General features: G+C 57.6%; 18 protein-coding genes. 15 read left to right on the forward strand and 3 right to left on the reverse strand.

Going from position 1 to position 17,968, the window contains the following annotated elements:
• Window positions 1-181: 181 nt before the first annotated feature.
• Window positions 182-2,929: a bifunctional acetate--CoA ligase family protein/GNAT family N-acetyltransferase gene (locus VG146_18060; protein HEV2394260.1), complete on the reverse strand. Its 2,748-nt coding sequence runs from the start codon at window positions 2,927-2,929 to the stop codon at window positions 182-184.
• 348 nt (window positions 2,930-3,277) lie between these two features.
• Here VG146_18060 and VG146_18065 point away from each other — a divergent pair, with 348 nt between their 5' ends.
• The 10 genes from VG146_18065 to ispE all read left to right on the forward strand — a co-directional run bounded on the left by VG146_18065 (window position 3,278) and on the right by ispE (window position 11,068).
• On the forward strand, window positions 3,278-4,000 hold the full coding sequence (locus VG146_18065) for a MotA/TolQ/ExbB proton channel family protein (GenBank protein HEV2394261.1): 723 nt from the start codon (window positions 3,278-3,280) through the stop codon (window positions 3,998-4,000).
• Between the two features lie 6 nt (window positions 4,001-4,006).
• On the forward strand, window positions 4,007-4,426 hold the full coding sequence (locus VG146_18070) for a biopolymer transporter ExbD (protein ID HEV2394262.1): 420 nt from the start codon (window positions 4,007-4,009) through the stop codon (window positions 4,424-4,426).
• 19 nt (window positions 4,427-4,445) lie between these two features.
• Window positions 4,446-5,294, forward strand: coding sequence for a cell envelope integrity protein TolA (locus VG146_18075; protein HEV2394263.1), 849 nt, complete (start codon window positions 4,446-4,448; stop codon window positions 5,292-5,294).
• A 5-nt stretch (window positions 5,295-5,299) separates the two neighbouring features.
• The gene (locus VG146_18080; GenBank protein HEV2394264.1) at window positions 5,300-6,574 is read left to right on the forward strand and encodes a hypothetical protein; all 1,275 of its coding nucleotides are present in this window, start codon (window positions 5,300-5,302) and stop codon (window positions 6,572-6,574) included.
• Between the two features lie 21 nt (window positions 6,575-6,595).
• Window positions 6,596-7,201, forward strand: coding sequence for an OmpA family protein (locus VG146_18085; protein ID HEV2394265.1), 606 nt, complete (start codon window positions 6,596-6,598; stop codon window positions 7,199-7,201).
• 55 nt (window positions 7,202-7,256) lie between these two features.
• Complete coding sequence (locus tag VG146_18090; protein ID HEV2394266.1) at window positions 7,257-7,844, forward strand: OmpA family protein; 588 nt, start codon at window positions 7,257-7,259, stop codon at window positions 7,842-7,844.
• A 190-nt stretch (window positions 7,845-8,034) separates the two neighbouring features.
• Entirely contained in the window at window positions 8,035-8,334 is a 300-nt protein-coding gene (gene tatA / locus VG146_18095) for a twin-arginine translocase TatA/TatE family subunit (protein HEV2394267.1), read from the forward strand.
• A 20-nt stretch (window positions 8,335-8,354) separates the two neighbouring features.
• Window positions 8,355-9,380: a twin-arginine translocase subunit TatC gene (gene tatC, locus VG146_18100; GenBank protein HEV2394268.1), complete on the forward strand. Its 1,026-nt coding sequence runs from the start codon at window positions 8,355-8,357 to the stop codon at window positions 9,378-9,380.
• Window positions 9,381-9,655: 275 nt separating this feature from the next.
• Window positions 9,656-10,099: an exosortase system-associated protein, TIGR04073 family gene (locus VG146_18105; protein ID HEV2394269.1), complete on the forward strand. Its 444-nt coding sequence runs from the start codon at window positions 9,656-9,658 to the stop codon at window positions 10,097-10,099.
• An 81-nt stretch (window positions 10,100-10,180) separates the two neighbouring features.
• Window positions 10,181-11,068: a 4-(cytidine 5'-diphospho)-2-C-methyl-D-erythritol kinase gene (gene ispE / locus VG146_18110; GenBank protein HEV2394270.1), complete on the forward strand. Its 888-nt coding sequence runs from the start codon at window positions 10,181-10,183 to the stop codon at window positions 11,066-11,068.
• Between the two features lie 379 nt (window positions 11,069-11,447).
• Here ispE and VG146_18115 read toward each other — a convergent pair whose 3' ends face one another.
• On the reverse strand, window positions 11,448-12,257 hold the full coding sequence (locus VG146_18115) for a hypothetical protein (GenBank protein HEV2394271.1): 810 nt from the start codon (window positions 12,255-12,257) through the stop codon (window positions 11,448-11,450).
• Window positions 12,258-12,307: 50 nt separating this feature from the next.
• Here VG146_18115 and VG146_18120 point away from each other — a divergent pair, with 50 nt between their 5' ends.
• The 5 genes from VG146_18120 to VG146_18140 all read left to right on the forward strand — a co-directional run bounded on the left by VG146_18120 (window position 12,308) and on the right by VG146_18140 (window position 16,140).
• Entirely contained in the window at window positions 12,308-12,514 is a 207-nt protein-coding gene (locus tag VG146_18120; GenBank protein ID HEV2394272.1) for a hypothetical protein, read from the forward strand.
• 38 nt (window positions 12,515-12,552) lie between these two features.
• Window positions 12,553-13,947 carry a DUF3463 domain-containing protein gene (locus tag VG146_18125; GenBank protein ID HEV2394273.1) on the forward strand — a complete coding sequence of 465 codons (1,395 nt, stop codon included), beginning with the start codon at window positions 12,553-12,555 and terminating at the stop codon, window positions 13,945-13,947.
• A gap of 199 nt (window positions 13,948-14,146) precedes the next feature.
• On the forward strand, window positions 14,147-15,622 hold the full coding sequence (gene hpnJ, locus VG146_18130) for a hopanoid biosynthesis associated radical SAM protein HpnJ (GenBank protein HEV2394274.1): 1,476 nt from the start codon (window positions 14,147-14,149) through the stop codon (window positions 15,620-15,622).
• Between the two features lie 103 nt (window positions 15,623-15,725).
• On the forward strand, window positions 15,726-15,923 hold the full coding sequence (locus VG146_18135; protein ID HEV2394275.1) for a hypothetical protein: 198 nt from the start codon (window positions 15,726-15,728) through the stop codon (window positions 15,921-15,923).
• A 61-nt stretch (window positions 15,924-15,984) separates the two neighbouring features.
• Window positions 15,985-16,140: a hypothetical protein gene (locus VG146_18140; protein ID HEV2394276.1), complete on the forward strand. Its 156-nt coding sequence runs from the start codon at window positions 15,985-15,987 to the stop codon at window positions 16,138-16,140.
• 373 nt (window positions 16,141-16,513) lie between these two features.
• On the opposite strand, the gene VG146_18145 is transcribed toward VG146_18140, so the two are convergent.
• A complete protein-coding gene (locus VG146_18145) occupies window positions 16,514-17,824 on the reverse strand; it encodes a glucose-1-phosphate adenylyltransferase (GenBank protein HEV2394277.1) in 1,311 nt (436 codons plus the stop codon).
• Window positions 17,825-17,968: the final 144 nt, after the last annotated feature.

The raw sequence follows: 17,968 nt of genomic DNA on the forward strand, positions 1-17,968 counted from the left end.
GTTTCACTTTGTATCACAAAGTAAATGACCTCGCCGCCTCCGTTTTGTTCAAAAAACTTCTTGCGGAGCTTGGTTTCAATGAAGCTCGACGGCTTGCCGGCCTGCCGGCCGCGCCTTTACAAGCCTGCAACTGCTAATTGCCAAGAGTCGGGCTTGAAAAAAAACGGCTCCCGGGCGCATCTCACTTCGCGCCGAGGAGGATTTCAGCGCGGAAATCGTGATCATCCGGTTCGCGGACCAGCTTAAAACCCACATTCCTGCTGACGTGATGCATGGCGTGGTTCTCGGCCAGCATACTGGCTGAAATCAGGTCGAGTTTTTCCGCGCGGCCAATCTGAACCAGGCGCTTGAGCAACTCTGTGCCCAGCCCCTGGTTTTGCCAGCGATCACTAATGACTAGCGCGAACTCGGCTTCATTAAGACCGCGGGCCTTGCTGAGGCGGCCAACGCCGAGGATTTCGATAGCTTTGGATTTGGGGTCGCGGTATTCGGCCACGAGAGCGATCTCGCGGTCATAATCGTTGAAGCACATCCGCGTGAGCCGCTCGTGGGCGATGCGCTGATCGAGTTTGAGCTGGCTGAAGTAGCGGTAATAGACGCTTTCTTCCGAGAGCGTCTCGTGGAATTTGACCAGAAACGGCTCGTCTTCAGGGCGGATAGGGCGGATGGTAACCTGGACGCCGCTCTTGAGTTTCCACGGAGTCACGTACTGGAGCGGGTAAGGCCGGATGGCAGGCCGCGGCAGCTTATCTTCCGTGATTTTGGAGCTATGGACCACGACCCGCGCATCAAGAGCCAGCAGGCGTTCAGGCGAAGCCAGCAGCGGGTTGATATCAATCTCGGCAATCCACGGCTGCTCGACGACAAGCTGGCTGAAACGGACCATCAATTCTTCGAGAGCAGCGAGGTTGACAGGCGCCCTGCCCCGCACGCCTTTGAGCGCCTCGAATATTTTGGTTTGCTCCATCATCCGCCGGGCTAGCGTGGCGTTGAGTGGCGGCAAGCCCAGGGAGCGGTCTTTAAAGACTTCCACAAGCTGCCCACCGGCACCGAAAAGAAGCACCGGACCGAATTGGGGGTCAGGGCTGCTGCCGATAATGAGTTCGTAGCCGTCCAAGGCGATCATCGGTTGAACGGTCACACCGAGGAAATGTTCTTTGCCAGCGCGCTGGGCGACGGCGCTCTCGATGCCCTTATAGGCGCGGCGCACCGCGGCGGCGTTGCGCAAATTGAGCTGGACGCCTCCCACATCCGTTTTATGCGTGATGGTCTCGGAGTAGAGCTTGAGCACGACCGGGTAGCCGATGTCATCTGCCAACCTGACGGCGCTCTCCTCGCTGCGCGCGATTCGCGTATCAACCGTCGGGATGCCGTAGGCGCTGAGGAGCTGTTTGGATTCGAATTCAGTGAGGATCGTGCGGCCTTCTTTGCGGACCGCCTGGATGATGGAATCGGCCTTCGAGCGCGCGACGGCGCCGGTCGATTGGTCCGCCATCAACGCGGGGGTTTCATAGAGCGAACGCAGGTTATATGTGTAACGCCACATATAATAAAAGGCGCGCGCGGCGGTATCCGGGTATTTATAGGTGGGGATGTTCGCAGCATTCAGGATGTCCTCGCCGGGTTCGACCTCCTTGCCGCCCATCCAGCAGGCGAGGAGCGGTTTGCCGGGCAGCTTGGCAAAAGGCTTGAGCTGCTCAGCCGTGGCGGTCGGGTCCGTCATGGCCTGCGGTGTCAGGATGACCAATAAGCCGTCGCTGCCCGGATCATCAGCGGCAATCTGGACCGCCTTTGCGTAGCGGTCCGGCCCGGCATCCCCCAGGATGTCGAGCGGGTTATTATGGCTCCAGGCAGCCGGCAGGAAGGAATTAAGTGCCTTCATGGTTTCAGCCGAAGGCTCGGAGAGCCGTCCGCCGCTGCTGATAAGCATGTCCGTGGCCAGAACGCCGGGGCCGCCGGCATTCGTGACAATCGTCAGACGCGGGCCATGGGGTCGGGGTTGTTTGGCAAGGACCTCAGCCATATGAAACAACTCGGCAATGGTTTGCACCCGCAACACACCCACCCGCCGGAAAGCGGCCTGGAGAACCTCGTCGCTGCCGGTTAGCGAGCCGGTGTGCGAAGCGGCGGCTTTGGCAGCGGCTTCGGTGCGACCCACCTTAATGACGATGATCGGTTTGGTCAGCGCCACTTCGCGGGCAGCAGACAAAAAGGCCCGGGCATCCCCGATGGATTCCATGTAGATGACGATGCTCTTGGTGTTCGGATCGTCTCCCAGGTAATAAATCAAGTCGCCCCAGTTCACATCCAGCATCGACCCAATGGAGACGAACGAGCTGAACCCGACATTTTCTCGAAGACTCCAGTCCAGGATGGCCGTGCAGAGGGCGCCTGATTGGCTGATGAATCCGACCGAGCCAGGCCGGGCAATGGTGCTGGCGAAAGTCGCATTGAGACCTTTGCATGGGACCATCACTCCCAGGCAATTGGGTCCGATCAGGCGCATTTTGCCTTTGCGCGCCTCTTCCATGACCTGACGTTCGAGTTCCGCGCCGGCAGGGCCGGTCTCCTTGAAGCCGGCCGAGATAATGATCGCGCCAGGGACGCCCGCAGCCACGCATTCGCGAATCAGCCCCGGCACCGTTACGGCTGGAGTCGTTATAACAGCCAAATCCACTTTTTCGGGGACCGAGGCAATGGTGGGATACGCCTTAACACACAATACACTCGAGCGTTTAGGGTTCACTGGATAGACTGTCCCTTCGAACCCGCCACGGCCCAGGTTCTGGAATACGGTCCGCCCAACGCTCCCGCGGGTCTCGGTCGCGCCAATGACCGCCACGACCTTCGGGGAAAAAATCGGGTCCAGCGGGTGAACGCGGACCTGGTGGAGGATGTCATGCGCCGGCTCAGCGCGTTGCTGACTCATAATATTTGTCTGCATGGTGATATGGCCGTATTAATTCTTCGAATACTGCCAATGTCGCGATAAAGCCCTTATCCGACTTCACCCGCTTTGGCAAAATCTCACCATCTTTTGCGTCCAGCGCAAGAAATAGGTTGAATCCTCGAAAACCGCGGAAAGCCTCGACAAGCCCCGGAGCAGTGCCCTAACATTTTTATGGAAAAATATTTTGCATTTTTTGAAGACGTTGGTAGAAAGAGCGCAGTCCGGTTTTCGGATTGATGGTACATTCTTGAATTTTGAGCAGGTTCCGCTTGGGCGCTTCTATTCCTCACGACCAAGTTCGCGGAGTCAGAGTGAGATCGTGTCGGAATGAACGCACCTGTAATTTTGGCCGCAGCCGGCGGCGCCAATAAGGCCGAATTGCTTTATGTGTGGGAGCAAGCCACACCGGAAGCCAAGGCCATTATTGTGTGCCTGCTCATCTTCTCCATCATCGCCTGGTCGGTGATGATAGCCAAGGCGCTGCAGATGCGCCGAGCCAAACGCCTCAACCAGTTCTTCAGCACCGAATACCGCACCCAAAAAAACGTTCTGGATGTCTATGACCGGCGGGTCCAGGCCGACGGGTGCCCGCTGTTTGTGGTTTATCACTCCGGCAGCATCGAGTTGGACGCCCGGCTTAAGAACGCGGACGGCAATGGACGCAAGAAGTACGTCTCGCTCAAAGGCATGGAGCACGTGAAGCGCTCGCTGGAAAACACGGTGGCCCAGGAATCACTTAAGTTGGAATCGGGCCTCATCCTGCTGGCCATCGCCGTCAGCGGAGCCCCGTTCCTGGGCCTGCTGGGCACCGTCTGGGGCGTAATGAGCACCTTCGGCCACATCGCGCAGCAGGGTAGCGCCACCATGGCCGCCATGGCCCCAGGCGTGGCAGCGGCCCTGATCACCACCGTTGCCGGCCTGTTGGTGGCTATCCCCTCGATGTTTGGATACAACTGGCTGGTTCACAATCTGCGCGTCCTGACGGTCGAGCTGGACAACTTTGCGCAAGACCTCGTTTCCAAAATGGAGACGGAGTATCTCGAGGAGTGAGGTTCTATGCGCCGCTTTTCCCAACGCAGTGCCCTGGTGACCTTGAGTGAGATCAATATCACGCCGCTGCTAGATTTGGCGTTCGTGCTGCTGATTATCTTTGTTATCACAACGCCGCTGCTCGAACAAAGCATCAACCTCAAGCTGCCCAAGGGGGGCGAGCCGGATAAAAAAATCGAGCGACGCGACATCCGTACCGTGGAAATCAGCACCCAGGGCCTTTACAGGCTTAATCGGCAACAAATGTCGCTTAGCCAAATCCAGGACATCCTTCAGAAAGATGCCAGAGGCAACCCGAACCTGGTGGTGTATCTGCGCGCGGACGAGATGGGCCGTTGGAAGGACGTGGCCGCCGTGCTCGATTTCTGCCAGAAGAACGGCATCCAAATGGCCGCCCGCACCGAACCGCCGGGAAAGCAGCGATGAGCCAAGGGATGTGCGCACCATGAACCGGCTCCAAAAGAAATGCGTAATTGTGTCTGCAGGGATGCACCTGTTGCTGGTCGTGGTTTTGTTCGTTGGCCCGGCGTTTCTCTCCTCGCCAAACAAGTCGGATGAGATGCCAATGCTGGATTTTATCCCGGTGAAGACCGTCGATGCGCTGGTTTCGGGCGGAGGGGACCCCAATGCCAACCCGCCACCTGCTGTTTCCCAGCCGCAGCCTCAGCCGCGCCCTGCCCCGCCCCAGCCGCAACCCAGACCGGAGCCGACTCCCCCTGAGCCCGTCAAACAACCAATTCAAGAGGAAAAGAACTCGGAGCCTGATTCGCTCAGCCTCAATGAGCATCCCCGGCACAAGGTGGAAATCAGCACGAAACTCGTCACACGCAAACCCGAGCGGAGAAGCGACAACACGGCCCGCGAGCAAGCCCGGCAATGGGCACAGGAGCGGCGGCATCTGGCTCGCGAAGTGGCTCAGGCGGCTGACAGCATCAGCAGCGAGGTCTCCGGCAGCACCAGGCTGGTTTTGAAAGGACCCGGTGGGGGCGGCGTCCCTTACGCCAATTTCAACCAGGCCGTCATGAGCGTCTATAAACGGGCCTGGAGTGGCACGGTGCCCAATGATTCGACCGATGAAGATGTCGCCGCCGAGGCCTCGGTTAAAATCGCCCGGGACGGCTCAGTCATTTCGGCCCGCATCACGCAATCCTCCGGCAAGCCCGGTGTGGACCACTCGGTGCAGGCCGTGTTGGAAAAGGTCAAATTCGCGGCGCCGCTGCCCGAGGATTCCAAAGAGGACCAGCGCACGGTGTCGATTACTTTCGAAGTGAACGCAAAACGAGGAATAGGATGAAGAAAATGAAATTTAAAACAAATGCCGCCGCAAAGGAAGACAACCAGCCGCAAAAGAACGCAGAGAACCCAAAGAAGGAGGGGAAAAGAAGGTTTCTTTGCGATCCTTGCGCTCTTTTGCGGCTAATCCGCCGGCCTTGCCTGGTGGCGTTTGCAGCGCTCGCCATTACAGGGGCTTTCGCTCAGATCAAAATCAGGGAAGAAATCATTCCAGGAAACACCCGGCCGATTTGGGTTTCCCTCAGTGGTTTCACGGGCGAAGCAGCGGAGGTGCTGCGGTTTGATCTTTATGTCCAAGGCTTCAACTTCACAAACACCCAGAGCGCGCAATACCTGATTTCTGGGCGGAACAATGGGAATCTGGAAGGCCGGGTTATGGATGCAATCAACAAAAACACCCTGGTCGCCAAGGCCTACTCGGGTTCTTCACTCCGGCGCCAGGCGCATGCCTTCGCGGAGGATTTTGTAAAGGCGCTCGACCGCAAAGGCCTTGGCGAGACGAAGATCGCCTTCAAAGGCCAAACTGGCCAGAATAGCGAGATTTATATAGCAGATTTCGACGGCCACAATGCCCAGGCCGTTACGCGCGATAACACCATTGTCGCCGCCCCATGCTGGGTGCCCGAGCGATTGGCCCTTTATTACACCTCCTACAAATTGGGCAACCCGGATATTTTCTACCACGACCTCACGACGGGCGCCCGGAGAACATTTGCCCGATATGGCGGCTCGAACATCAGCCCCGCCGCATCGCGCGATGGCAGAGTGGCGATGATCCTCAGCAAAGATGGCTGGACCGACCTCTATGTCTGTGACGCCGATGGCAGCGGTTTGAAACGCTTGACCAAGTCGCCCCAGGATGAATCGTCTCCCTGCTGGTCGCCCGACGGCCAATGGATTTGTTATGCCGCCAAAGATCACGAACACCGCGCCTTGCGCAAAATCTCCCCATCCGGCGGGGGTTCCCAACCCATTTCCACCAGCGGCATGCCCAGTCCGACCGAGCCGGATTGGTCGCCTGACGGCAAGCTCATTGCCTTCACGGCACAGTACCGCTCTGGTTTCGAAATTTGTGTGGTCTCCCCCTCGGGTGGAGACGCGACGGAACTTGTGGAAGGGGAAGACCCCTCGTGGGCGCCCAATTCGCGAACAGTCGCCTTCGCGCGGCGGCAGGGAGGCCATTACGTCCTCTCTCTGCTTGACGTGCCCACCAAACAGGTAAAGGATGTTGCCCGAATTTCGGGCCTTAGCTCACAATCACAACCGAGTTGGGCTAGATAGCCCAGTCCATTCGCATCGACAATGAAACTGACCAAGTTTACGAATCTTGCGGTGATGGGACTTATCCTCACCATCGCGCTGGCCGGCTGCCGAAAAAGACCGGAATACATGACCAACATCCCTGGCGCCAGGATGGGCCAGGTCGGAGAACCTGATACCGCCAAGCCCATCGGCTTGGAGGATAACAAACCTAAAGAAGCGACTGACGGCTTCCCCCTGGGACCGGGACATGAAGGCTGGAAAGAAGACGCGGAGGCCTTCAAAGCCGATACAGTGCATTTTGATTTCGACAGCTCGGTGGTCAAATCGGATGAAAAGCCCCACGTGGCGGCGGTAGCCGACCAACTCAAGGCCAATCCTTCCCAGGCCCTCAAAGTCGAGGGCCATTGCGACGAACGCGGCACGGAGGAATACAACCGCGCCCTGGGCGAGCGCCGGGCGCTGGCGTTGCGCGAGCAGCTTATCGGCCTGGGTATCGACCCGGCTCGGGTCGATACGATCAGCTATGGCAAAGACCGGCCTGAAGACCCCAGCCACGATGAAGCAGCCTGGAAAAAAAATCGCCGCGGGGTTTTCGTTTTATTGTCACCACAGCAACCCGTTTCTGCTGCACCTGCACAACCGTAGAATTTCAATTGCGCCCGCCCCGCGGGGCTTTCGCGCTTCACATTAACAAATCATTATGAAGCTCACCCGGTTCGCCAGTTTTCTTGCCTGCGCCGCATTGCTCTCTCTCATTTCCACCGGCTGCAAACATCATCCACCAGGAATCACGCCCCTGCCCGGAGAGGGAGTAACGGGCCAAAATCCGGGAGTGGGCCCTGGAGGAACGCTCGAGGCGCCCGGCAGCACTGACACTTCATCGGGAATCCCTTCCAACCCAGCCGGCGCTCACGATGGCTGGACACCGAACGCAGAGGTTTTCCAGGCCGACACGGTCCATTTCGCCTTTGACAGTTCCGTCATCCGCCCTGAGGACAGCCCGAAGCTTGCGGCTGTGGCCGATTACTTAAAAGCCAATCCTTCCGCAGCGGCTAAAATTGAGGGGCATTGCGATGAACGCGGCACCGAGGAGTATAATCGGGCGCTGGGCGAACGCCGGGCCCTGGCACTGCGCGAGGAGTTGGTCCGCCTGGGCATCGACCCCACCCGGGTCGATACAATCAGCTACGGCAAAGATCGCCCGGAAGACCCCGGCCACAACGAAGCCGCCTGGAGCAAGAATCGCCGCGGAGTCTTTATTCTGCTGACTCCGCCCAAGGGGACATAACATAAGTGTAATCGGTTAGTGACGGCGGGCGCTGCCGCCTGAAGGCGGCGTTCCGCACCGTCCGGAACGCCGGCTTCAGCCGGCGGCCTCGTCGTCACTGAGGCATTACACATAAGTACATAAGTTTTTTTTAGAGCTTTACTATTATTCTGCTCAGGCTTAAGGTTATTACAGCATGGTTTGCTCTAGTATGAATCTAATGTTTGGCATCTTCAATCTCGGCGGTGGCGAGATCATCCTCATCCTCGCCCTGGTTTTAATCCTGTTTGGCGCCAAGAAGCTGCCTGAGTTGGCAAAGGGGCTGGGAACCGGCATCAAAGAATTCAAGAAGGCCACTCGCGAGGTGACCGACGAGGTCTCGCACGCAATGGACGAGCCACCGCCTTCGCCCTCAAGACGCCTCCCCAGCGCCCCCGAAGCAACTTCCCAGACGACCGAGGCTGAACCGTCCCATACCGTTCCTCAATCTACCTCGAGTCCGAAGGCCTGAGTCGCTGAGCGGTTCTAGCCATGGTTGATGAACCCGAAGCGGAACTCCTAGACCAAGAGGAGCAAGAGGGCGGCCCAGTCAAATCGTTTCTCGAGCATCTCGAGGACCTCCGCTGGGTCTTGATCAAAAGTCTCGTCGCCGGCTGTGTGGCCATGCTGGGATGTCTGCTGGCCGGCAATTATGTCCTCGATGTCCTGAAATGGCCCTTGCACCGGGCCCCTGTTCCGCATCACGGCAAAACCCAAACTGTCCGCTTCACTTTCGGCAACAACCAGCTCGGCAGTCCGTTCCACCTCAGCACCAACGAACCGTTTGCCTCTCTGCTTGGCACCAATGCCTTTGTCCGCTTGGAGCTTGCTCCGGTCGTTCAGGGAACAAATTTCGTACTGGCGGTAGTTCCGCATCCGGAACCCGAAGAGGCCGTCCAGGAACGCTTGCCAATCGAGATTATTAACCTCAGCCCTGCCGGTTCGTTTATTGTCGCCACCAAAGTCGCTTTTTATGGCGGGATGGTGATTGCCGCCCCGTTCATTTTCTATTTTGTCTCTTCATTCGTTTTCCCGGCGCTCAAGATGCGCGAGAGAAAGTATGTCTATCGCGGCCTGTTTTTTGGCGTGGGCCTCTTTTTAACCGGCATACTCTTCTGCTATTTCGTTCTGATGCCGGTGGCGCTGGCCGCTTCGGCCCAATACGCGCAGTGGCTCGGCCTGGGCGTCAACCAGTGGCGAGCGGAAGATTATATCGGTTTTGTGTGCAAGTTTATGCTCGGAATGGGCTTGGGTTTCGAGCTGCCCGTCGTCGTATTGACCCTGGTTAAGATCGGGGTTTTGAACTACGCCATCCTCTCCAAAGCGCGGCGCTACGTTATCATTATCAACGTCACTTTGGGCGCCCTTCTAACCACGCCCGAGGTTATTACCCAGCTTCTCATGGCCCTGCCCCTGCAACTGCTTTACGAGGTGAGCGTGTGGATTGCCTGGTACTGGGAGCGGCAGGAAAAGAAGCGGCAGGAACAGGCCGAAGCGACCGCCGCCGCCAGGGCCTGAAAACCGGGTGATTTCCGCGTATTCCGCGTATTCCGCGGTTTAATCTGTTCTCCAGAGTGGCATGAATCCTCAGGCCGCGAAATGAATGCGCTTCTGGCTATGCGTTTCAGCTCTCAACCGAGGGTCACGGCATCGGAGGCAGCACAGTTCTCTTTTATCTGCGGTTATCCGAGTTATTATTTGCGGTTTCATCACCGAAAACTCTTTACAACTTCGCAAATCCCGCGTTACTGTTTGGTCAATAAACGAAATTGCGTTTAATGAAGAAATGTTTTATGCGTAACTCACTCCCCCTCCTGGCTGGTTTGGCCCTTGTGGCTGCCTTGGCCAGCGGCTGCGCCAATACAGAAAGAAAATTCGGGCGCGGTGTTAACAACATGTTGGAAGTTGTCCGTGGCGGCGAAATGCGACGGACCATGGAACAGACGGCCATCTTCGATGGACCGGATGTGGCTTATACGACCGGCTTTTTCCGCGGGCTCAACCGGACGCTGGCGCGGACCGGGATAGGCGTTTATGAGGTGGTGACCGCTCCCATTCCTCCCTATGACCCTGTTTTCACGGATTATTTCGCCCCGGGCTCGGTGTATCCGGATAATTACACGCCCGGCTTGCTCGAAGATTCCATGTTTGCGACCGACTCAAACCTGGGCTTCAGCGGCGGGGATGTGGCGCCCATTGTCCCGGGCAGCCGCTTCCGCATCTTCGATACGCACTGAGCTGTTTGCTCGATTTCCAGGGCGCCGGCATAGTTTGTGCCGGCGCTTTTTCTTTTGCGCACACTTTGGAGGCTCTTTAGTGTGAGCCCACTTTTGAAGACGCTCGAAAAGGCATCGCCGTGCAAGGTCAACCTGCTGCTCAATATTCTTGGCAAACGCCCAGATGGCTTTCACGAGCTGGAAACGGTGCTGCACCCCGTCCGCATCTTTGACCAGTTAAGTTTTCAGCGGGGCGGGGCCGGGATTCGATTAACCTGCGCTCAGCCCGGGTTGCCGACCGATTCGCGCAACCTGGTCTATCGGGCAGCGGCTCTGTTTTTCGATGCTGCGAAAATTAATGAAGGCGTGAGCATCCGCTTGGCTAAGCAAATCCCCCTGGCGGCCGGCCTGGGTGGTGGCAGCGGGAACGCGGCAATAACTCTTCTCAGCCTCAATGAGCTCTTTGGCCATCCGCTTGCCCAGGCTGACCTGGAGCGACTCGCCGCCTCTCTTGGCTCCGACATCCCCTTCTTTCTGCAGGATAAGCCGGCACTGGGCGCCGGGCGCGGGGAAAAAGTTCAACCCCTCGATTGGTTTGTGGCCCTGCGAAGCGCGGCATTTCTCCTGGTCCATCCCGGCTTCGGCATTGCTACTGCCTGGGCTTACAAAGAACTGAGCCGGTTCCCCACCGCTCTAAACGGACGCCCCGGGCGCGCTCAGCAGTTGATATCTCTGCTGCAAGGTGAAACCCTCCAAAGCGCAGGGGCGCAGCTTTACAACTCGCTCGAAGCCCCGGCGTTGGAAAAATATCCGCTTCTGTGGCTATTCCAGGAATTCCTTCGAGGACATGGAGTGGCCGGGACCCTGATGTCGGGCAGCGGTTCCACCGTATTCGCATTAGTCCAGAGCCTGAGCGCTGCTGAGGAATTGGCGGAACAGTTTAAAACCAGGTTCGGGAGCACCTACTGGATTCGATCTGTGGCGATTTAATTCGAGGCACAGGATTGGTTGGATTCTAATGGGCACAACTACTTCGGAGCTGAGGCCGATGCGCTTGGATTGCTAAAATGAAGGCTCGTTCGGCGTCCACATCCGAATATTACCCAAGGCAAAGAGGGCGTTTCTTCGTGCCTCCGCACTCTTATCCTCGGATGCTCTCAGGAGTACGGGAATGGCCGCTTTTGCTTCAGGACCTATGTCACCCAAGACCGTCGCAACGATGGGAGTATAACGGATTTTTCGGCGCGCGCGCCAGAGTCTTTAAGACTTCAAACACTTCAGCGCCATTGCGGTTTGGTACGTGAACTGGATGCCGCGGATTGTGTGGGCGGCCAAAAAGGCATGCTCTTCAGAGGCTCGCCTTAATTCATTAATGCCGGGGTGATTGGATGCGGGCGGGCTGGCCAAGCTTTTGGCGCGCCGCATCGAGCCGCTGGTCCCAATCTGCCCAACTGGCCGCCCATTCCGGGCCGGAGAACTTTGCTCGGGCGGCGGGCAATCGCGCTTCGAGGGCCTTGAGCTCTGTGCGCGCCTCGTTGCGATTGCCCCATTTGAGATAAGTCTCGATCAGGTCGAGGCAGTTCTCAGGGAAATCGGGCGCCAGTTGAACGGCGCGTAGGAGGTGCTCGCGCGCTTTCGTCCGGCTGCCGATGCTGATAAATGAGGGCGCATCACGGTACAGCAGACCCAGGCTCCGGTCGGGGCCTGCGTGGTCGAATTTTTCGTCCAGCTCGCGGGCCCGATTCCACTCGCGCTCCATTTCATCCAGCAACTTCAGCGCGCTAAGGCCTCGAGTGCGGGCCAGTTGCCCCAGGTTCAAACCGAGGTAATAATGTCCGGCAGCGGCAGTGGGGTCCAAGGCAATGGCCTGGCGGCTGGCTGCTATTCCCTGCTCGGCCAGGTCAGCGCGCTGTGCGCTGTTGGTTGAAAAATCGGCCAGGTCAAAACAAGCGCGGGCAAAGCGCCATCCGGCTTTGGCATTACGCGGCTGGGTTTTGTACTCGGATTTCGAGTGGCGAAAGGCCTCCTGCGCCTGGCTGGCCGGGTCTCCAGCCAACGCGCCTGCCAGAGCAATAAATGAAAAAATAACGGCTACCGCCGTAGCGCCGATTGGCAATTGGCTGTGCCGCCGACTGGCAATCGGCGGCTCTGTCACTACCCTGGCCGCAAGGGCTTCCACACCCGAATTAAATGTTGCGCATAAGATAAAGCAACCTATATTTGGGCTCTGTGAGATTAAATTGGAAAATTCTGCGGCTGGCCGCTCTGGCGCTGCTGTTGGCCACGGTCGCCGGATGCGGCGGCCTGACTGCCAGCAAGAGCATTTCGCCGGCCAGTTTCTTTCTCCCGGGATTTCTCCAGGCAGACCCCCCGCCTGCCCACCCCGAGAGCACCACCCCCGCAGATGAGCCAGGTACCATGGTTGCTCAATCCTAAGACTCATTCCCAAACCAAAATTATTCTAAAATTCGCTTATGCGATTTCCACTCGCATTGACGGTGAAGATTGCCCGTCACATCATTAAGCATAAAATCCGGCGCACACCCAAGTTCGCCCTGGTGCTCCAGCTCGAACCGCTGCACACCTGCAACCTCACTTGCACCGGCTGCGGACGCATCCGCGAGTACTCGACCAGCCTCAAGGATATGATGTCCCTCGAGGACTGCCTGGCGTCTGCCCAGGAATGCAATGCCCCCATGGTCTCTATTTGCGGCGGTGAACCGCTCATTTATCCAAAGATCAAGGAACTGGTTGCCGGCCTGCTGGACCAGGGCCGCATCGTCTATGTCTGCACCAATGGCATGTTCATGCGGCGCGAACTCAGAGATTACCTCGCCGGCATCTACTCGCCTTCACTCGAACCGACCCTCAAACGGCTCCTGGACGAGAAGCTGATTTCGGACAAAGAGGCCGAAACAATTCGCAAAGGCAAACAGGATGACCGCCCGGCTATCAAACCCAGTCAATGGATGTACTGGAACGTGCATGTCGATGGCCTGGAATACACTCACGATTTAATCGTCGAGCGCGAGGGCGTTTTTAAAGAATGCGTTCAAGCCATTAAGATGGCCAAGCTGCTCGGTTACCAGGTCGCTACCAACACAACCGTCTATAAGGAAACCGACATGCGGGAGATCGAGCAGATGTTCGAGTTCTTCTCCGCTCTCGAAGTCGATGGCCATACCATTTCTCCCGGCTACGAATACGATGCCGCCAAAAAGGACATGATCAAACGCCTCGGCAAAAACCCCGAGGAATTCTTTCTCACCCGGGCGATGACGGTCGAGAAGTTCGCGAACATCCTCGACTGGGGCAAGCGCTTCACCATCTTTGGCACAACGGTGTATCAGGAGTTTCTGGCGGGCAAACGCGACTTGACATGCACCGCCTGGGCCATTCCGACACGCAATATCAAAGGCTGGAAGGCCCCCTGTTATCTCATGACCGACGGCCATTACCCGCATTACCAGGAAATGCTCGACCAGGTCGATTGGGACAAGTACGGCGTGGTCAACGGTATCGCCCGCGACCAGCGTTGCGAGAATTGCATGGTCCATTGCGGCTACGACCCAAGCGGCGCCTTGGGCACCAATTATCAGCGCGGCGATCATTGGAAGAACATCAAGTACAACTTCTCCCCCAAACCCAAGCCGTACTACCAGGGACTCAAGGTCAATGCCTTTACCGGGTTTTCTGCCGGCAAAGGCCATCTGGCCGAGGCCAAAGCGGCTGTCAAAGCGGGGCTTTCCGGGGCTAAATCCGCCTTTCAGAACAACGGCAACAACTCCGGGTCCTGCGGGAGTGGCGATACCTCGCAACGAGACGAGGTGCTGGCGAAAATGCGCGAAGGCCGGCAGGTCGAAAAGTAAGCGCCTGGCAACCCCTTTGCGGCAAAGCCTGGATTTGACGCCAACGACACTGCTGATAATCTATTGAGGAGTCCCTAAAATGAACTACATCTTTAATCTGCCGATGCTTCTCCCTCTCCCCTTCCCAAGGGGAGAGGTCCGGGGAGAGGGGTCCCTCTGTATGGTCCATTCCACGGTCCTGCCAATAAGAACCTGATTCATGAGCACACTATTCCTTTCACCTCCGTCTTTTGACGGGTTCGATGGCGGGGCCGGCTCGCGCTACCAGGCGCGGCGCGAAGTCACCAGCTTCTGGTATCCTACTTGGCTCGCCCAACCTGCCGCGTTGGTGAACGATTCGCGTCTGATGGATTGTCCTCCGCACGACATCGGAATTCAGCGCTGCCTCGATGAGGCCAGGCATTACGATCATGTTATCATCCATACCTCGACGCCCTCTCTCAAGAACGACTCCAAAGTCGCCGAGGCCATCAAGCAGAACCGCCCTGAGACCTGCATCGGCTTCGTCGGGGCCCACGCCGCCGTGCTCCCAACGGAAACCTTAAAAGCATCGAAAGCCATCGACTGGGTTGGACGCAAGGAGTTTGATTACACTTGCAAAGAAGTCGCCGAGGGCCGCCCGCTCGAAACCGTCGCCGGGCTTTCCTATCGCGATCGGGAAGGCCGTATCAAACACAACCCCGAGCGTGAGATGATCGCCGATATGGACGCCCTGCCCTGGGTGGCGGATGTTTATAAGCGGAATCTCCAAATCGAGAAGTATTTTATCGGTTATTTGCTCCATCCTTACGTGAGCCTTTACACCGGGCGCGGCTGCCCTGCCCAATGCACCTTCTGCCTTTGGCCCCAGACCATCGGCGGACACAAATATCGTGTGCGCTCGCCCCAGAATGTGGCTGACGAGATGGCTTACATGAAGCGGCTGTTTCCGCAGGTAAAGGAATTCTTTTTTGATGACGATACCTTCACGGCAAACCTGCCCAGGGCCCGCGAGATAGCCAAAAAGCTCGCGCCACTCGGTTTGACGTGGTCCTGCAACAGCCGTGCCAATCTCGATTACGACACCATTAAATCGTTTAAGGACTCCGGGCTCCGTCTGTTCCTGGTCGGTTATGAAAGCGGCAACGAAGACATCCTCACGCGCATTAAGAAGGGCGTCACCATGGACGAGATGCGCCGCTTCACCAGGTCCTGCCACAAGGCCGGCGTGGTGGTTCATGGGACGTTCATTCTGGGTTTGCCTGTCGAAACGCGCCAGTCTATCGAGAACACCATCCGCTTCGCCCAGGAACTCGATGTCTTCAGCATCCAGGTCTCTCTTGCCGCTCCTTACCCGGGCACCGAGCTGTTCGAGATGGCCCGGCAGAATGGCTGGTTCGTTAAAAAGGATAAAACCGATCTCGTCGAGACCGACGGATTCCAGCAGAGCGCCCTCGAATACCCCGGCCTCGCGAAGGATGAAATCTTTGAGGCCGTGGACCGCTTTTATCGCGCCTATTATCTGCGGCCCAAACCGATCCTGCGCATCATCAAAACCATGCTTGAAGACAAGGACGTTTTTGTCCGCCGCTGCCGCGAAGGCTACGAGTTCTTCAAGAGCCTCAAGCAACGCCGCGAAGACCTCGAAGCCGCCCGCACTGCGCCTCCCACCGCCCAGCCTGCCCCCGCTGTTTAGCCAGAACACTCTGGCGATTGGCGATTGTCATTTTCATCACAGAGCCAACGCGCGGAACGCAAAGGGCTTGTACGCGCAGAATCATAACTTTACTGTAATTGTTGTGAAAAGTTCTCGTCAAACCTCTTTGCGCTCTCTTGCGGCTGAACTGTGCCTGTGGAATCTTCTTCATAACGCTCACTACGAAAAATCGATGAAGATCACGGACGGCGGGCTCGATGATCCGCGCGTGCAGAAGCTTCTCGCGCATCATCTCAATACCGCGCGCGGAGACGGGGCTCGGCAGCGCACACGCGCTTGATTTAAGCGGCTTGAGAAAACCAGACATTCACTTTTGGTCCGGATGGGACGGGGAGCGCGTTATGGCCATTGGCGCTTTGAAACGACTCTCGGAATCCCACGGCGAAATAAAATCAATGCACACCGAGCAGTCATACAGGCGGAAAGGCGCTGATAGCGCTATGCTGCGGCACATGGCCAGGGCGCGTCGAATGGGGGAATGGGGTTATCCCGCTTGAGCCTTGAGACGGGTTCGTGGCCGTATTTCACCCCGGCCCGTGAGTTCTACAAACGACATGGATTTGTGGAGTGTCCGCCTTTCGGCAGCTATGTTCCTGACGCGAACAGCGTGTTGATGACGCTGGAACTCCCGCCAGAGCCATGACATGCACCGACCCCTGTTCCGTAGGAACATCCGAGATCACAACTGTTACTCGGAAAAAACCGCCCCTTTCCAGCGGTACAAAAAAGAGCGACCCAGGCGCAGGCCGCTCTTTTGTCTTCCTAAACAGTCTTTCCTCCTTTAAGTCGATTTGTTCGAGCTGTTCCATTTTTATCATGCCAGGTTGGCAAGGGAATGGGGTAAACACCCCAATTCAAGAGGGCCCCACTCTAAATGACTGTGCCGTGGGGGACCACGCCGTTCTTGGGAATAATCACCACACCATCGCGGATGTAGTACAGCGGGTGATTGGTGTCCTTGGGACTCGCGCCTGGCGTGATCACACAGTTGTTCCCGACCCGCGCATTTTTGTCGATAATGGCATTCTCGATTCGGGTATTTTCGCCGATACCAACCGTTGGGGTTCCCTCCTCGCGGTGGCGCTGAACAGATTCGGCACTTTCATAGTAGTCGCTGCCCATCAGGATGGCGCGGTAGAGCCGGCTGCCGCGCCCGACCTGGCTGCGCAAGCCGAGAATGGTTTGGCTGATGTCAGCCTCATTGATGTGACAACCGTCCGAGACAAGGGATTGGTCGATGCGGCTGGCGTTGACCTTCGAGGAGGGCAGGAACCGGGGGCGGGTGAACACAGGCGAACCCATATCGAACATGTCGAACCGAGGCGCTGGGGAGGCCAATTCGAGACTGACATCGAAGTAATTGCGGATGGTGCCGATGTCCTCCCAAGCACCCTGAAAGACATAGCCCCGCACATGATGGCGGGTGAGCGCCTCGGGAATGACGTGTTTGCCAAAATCACGGCTGGTTTCTCCCAGCAACTCCAGCAGGGCAGCCCGGTTGAAAACATAAATCCCCATCGACGCCAGAAACAGCTCCTCGCCCGCTGGAATATCCAGGCGCAAGCGGGCCTCAGCCGAGAGCTGGAACTCATCCTGCACAGCACGGTCTTTGGGCTTTTCCACAAACCGGCTGATGCGGCCATCGGGTTCCGTGCGCATGATGCCAAAGCCGGGCACGTCTTTGCGAGGCACCGGGATGGTTGCGACGGTGACATCGGCGTTGCTGGCAACGTGCTCGCGCAACAAGGTTCGGTAATCCATGTGGTAGAGCTGGTCCCCGCTCAAGATGAGCATGTACTCGAATGGGTTGCTCTGGAAATGAATGAGATTCTTGCGCACGGCATCCGCTGTGCCCTGGTACCAGGTGGTGTCCGTGAGGGTCTGCTCGGCGGCCAGCAGCTCGACAAAACCGGACGAGAAGTGATCAAATTTATACGATTGCGAGATGTGCCGATGCAGCGAGGCCGAGTTGAACTGGGTGAGCAAAAAGATGCGAAGCAGGCCCGAGTTGATGCAATTGGAAATCGGGATATCCACCAAGCGGTACTTGCCGCCCAGCGGCACGGCCGGTTTGGCGCGGTCCTTGGTTAAAGGAAACAAGCGGGCGCCTTGTCCCCCGCCGAGAATCACTGCCAGCACGTTATGTGCGCCAAAGGGAAGGAATGGCTGCGGCGGAGGCATATCTCAGTGTTTCTCCTTCAAGGTAGCCGCAGCGAGCGCCTCATGAAGTGGGGCAAACTCCGCATGCCGAGCTCTGCGGGTATCAAGGTGGCGCAGGCATCCTCGCCGGGTTAACCGGTCGTCTCGCCCGGTTTTCCGGGTGGC

The organism is Verrucomicrobiia bacterium, from assembly GCA_035946615.1.
Lineage (GTDB): Bacteria > Verrucomicrobiota > Verrucomicrobiia > Limisphaerales > UBA8199 > DASYZB01.

What these genes read in the sequence shown, in the direction of transcription:
- VG146_18145 (HEV2394277.1), bottom strand. Translation starts at nt 17,824, where the DNA reads ATGCCTCCGCCGCAGCCATTCCTTCCCTTTGGCGCACATAACGTGCTG.
- tatC (HEV2394268.1), top strand. Translation starts at nt 8,355, where the DNA reads ATGGTTGATGAACCCGAAGCGGAACTCCTAGACCAAGAGGAGCAAGAG.
- VG146_18080 (HEV2394264.1), top strand. Translation starts at nt 5,300, where the DNA reads ATGAAATTTAAAACAAATGCCGCCGCAAAGGAAGACAACCAGCCGCAA.
- VG146_18075 (HEV2394263.1), top strand. Translation starts at nt 4,446, where the DNA reads ATGAACCGGCTCCAAAAGAAATGCGTAATTGTGTCTGCAGGGATGCAC.
- VG146_18070 (HEV2394262.1), top strand. Translation starts at nt 4,007, where the DNA reads ATGCGCCGCTTTTCCCAACGCAGTGCCCTGGTGACCTTGAGTGAGATC.
- VG146_18065 (HEV2394261.1), top strand. Translation starts at nt 3,278, where the DNA reads ATGAACGCACCTGTAATTTTGGCCGCAGCCGGCGGCGCCAATAAGGCC.
- VG146_18125 (HEV2394273.1), top strand. Translation starts at nt 12,553, where the DNA reads ATGCGATTTCCACTCGCATTGACGGTGAAGATTGCCCGTCACATCATT.
- VG146_18085 (HEV2394265.1), top strand. Translation starts at nt 6,596, where the DNA reads ATGAAACTGACCAAGTTTACGAATCTTGCGGTGATGGGACTTATCCTC.
- VG146_18105 (HEV2394269.1), top strand. Translation starts at nt 9,656, where the DNA reads ATGCGTAACTCACTCCCCCTCCTGGCTGGTTTGGCCCTTGTGGCTGCC.
- tatA (HEV2394267.1), top strand. Translation starts at nt 8,035, where the DNA reads ATGAATCTAATGTTTGGCATCTTCAATCTCGGCGGTGGCGAGATCATC.
- VG146_18140 (HEV2394276.1), top strand. Translation starts at nt 15,985, where the DNA reads ATGGCCATTGGCGCTTTGAAACGACTCTCGGAATCCCACGGCGAAATA.
- VG146_18090 (HEV2394266.1), top strand. Translation starts at nt 7,257, where the DNA reads ATGAAGCTCACCCGGTTCGCCAGTTTTCTTGCCTGCGCCGCATTGCTC.
- hpnJ (HEV2394274.1), top strand. Translation starts at nt 14,147, where the DNA reads ATGAGCACACTATTCCTTTCACCTCCGTCTTTTGACGGGTTCGATGGC.
- VG146_18060 (HEV2394260.1), bottom strand. Translation starts at nt 2,929, where the DNA reads ATGAGTCAGCAACGCGCTGAGCCGGCGCATGACATCCTCCACCAGGTC.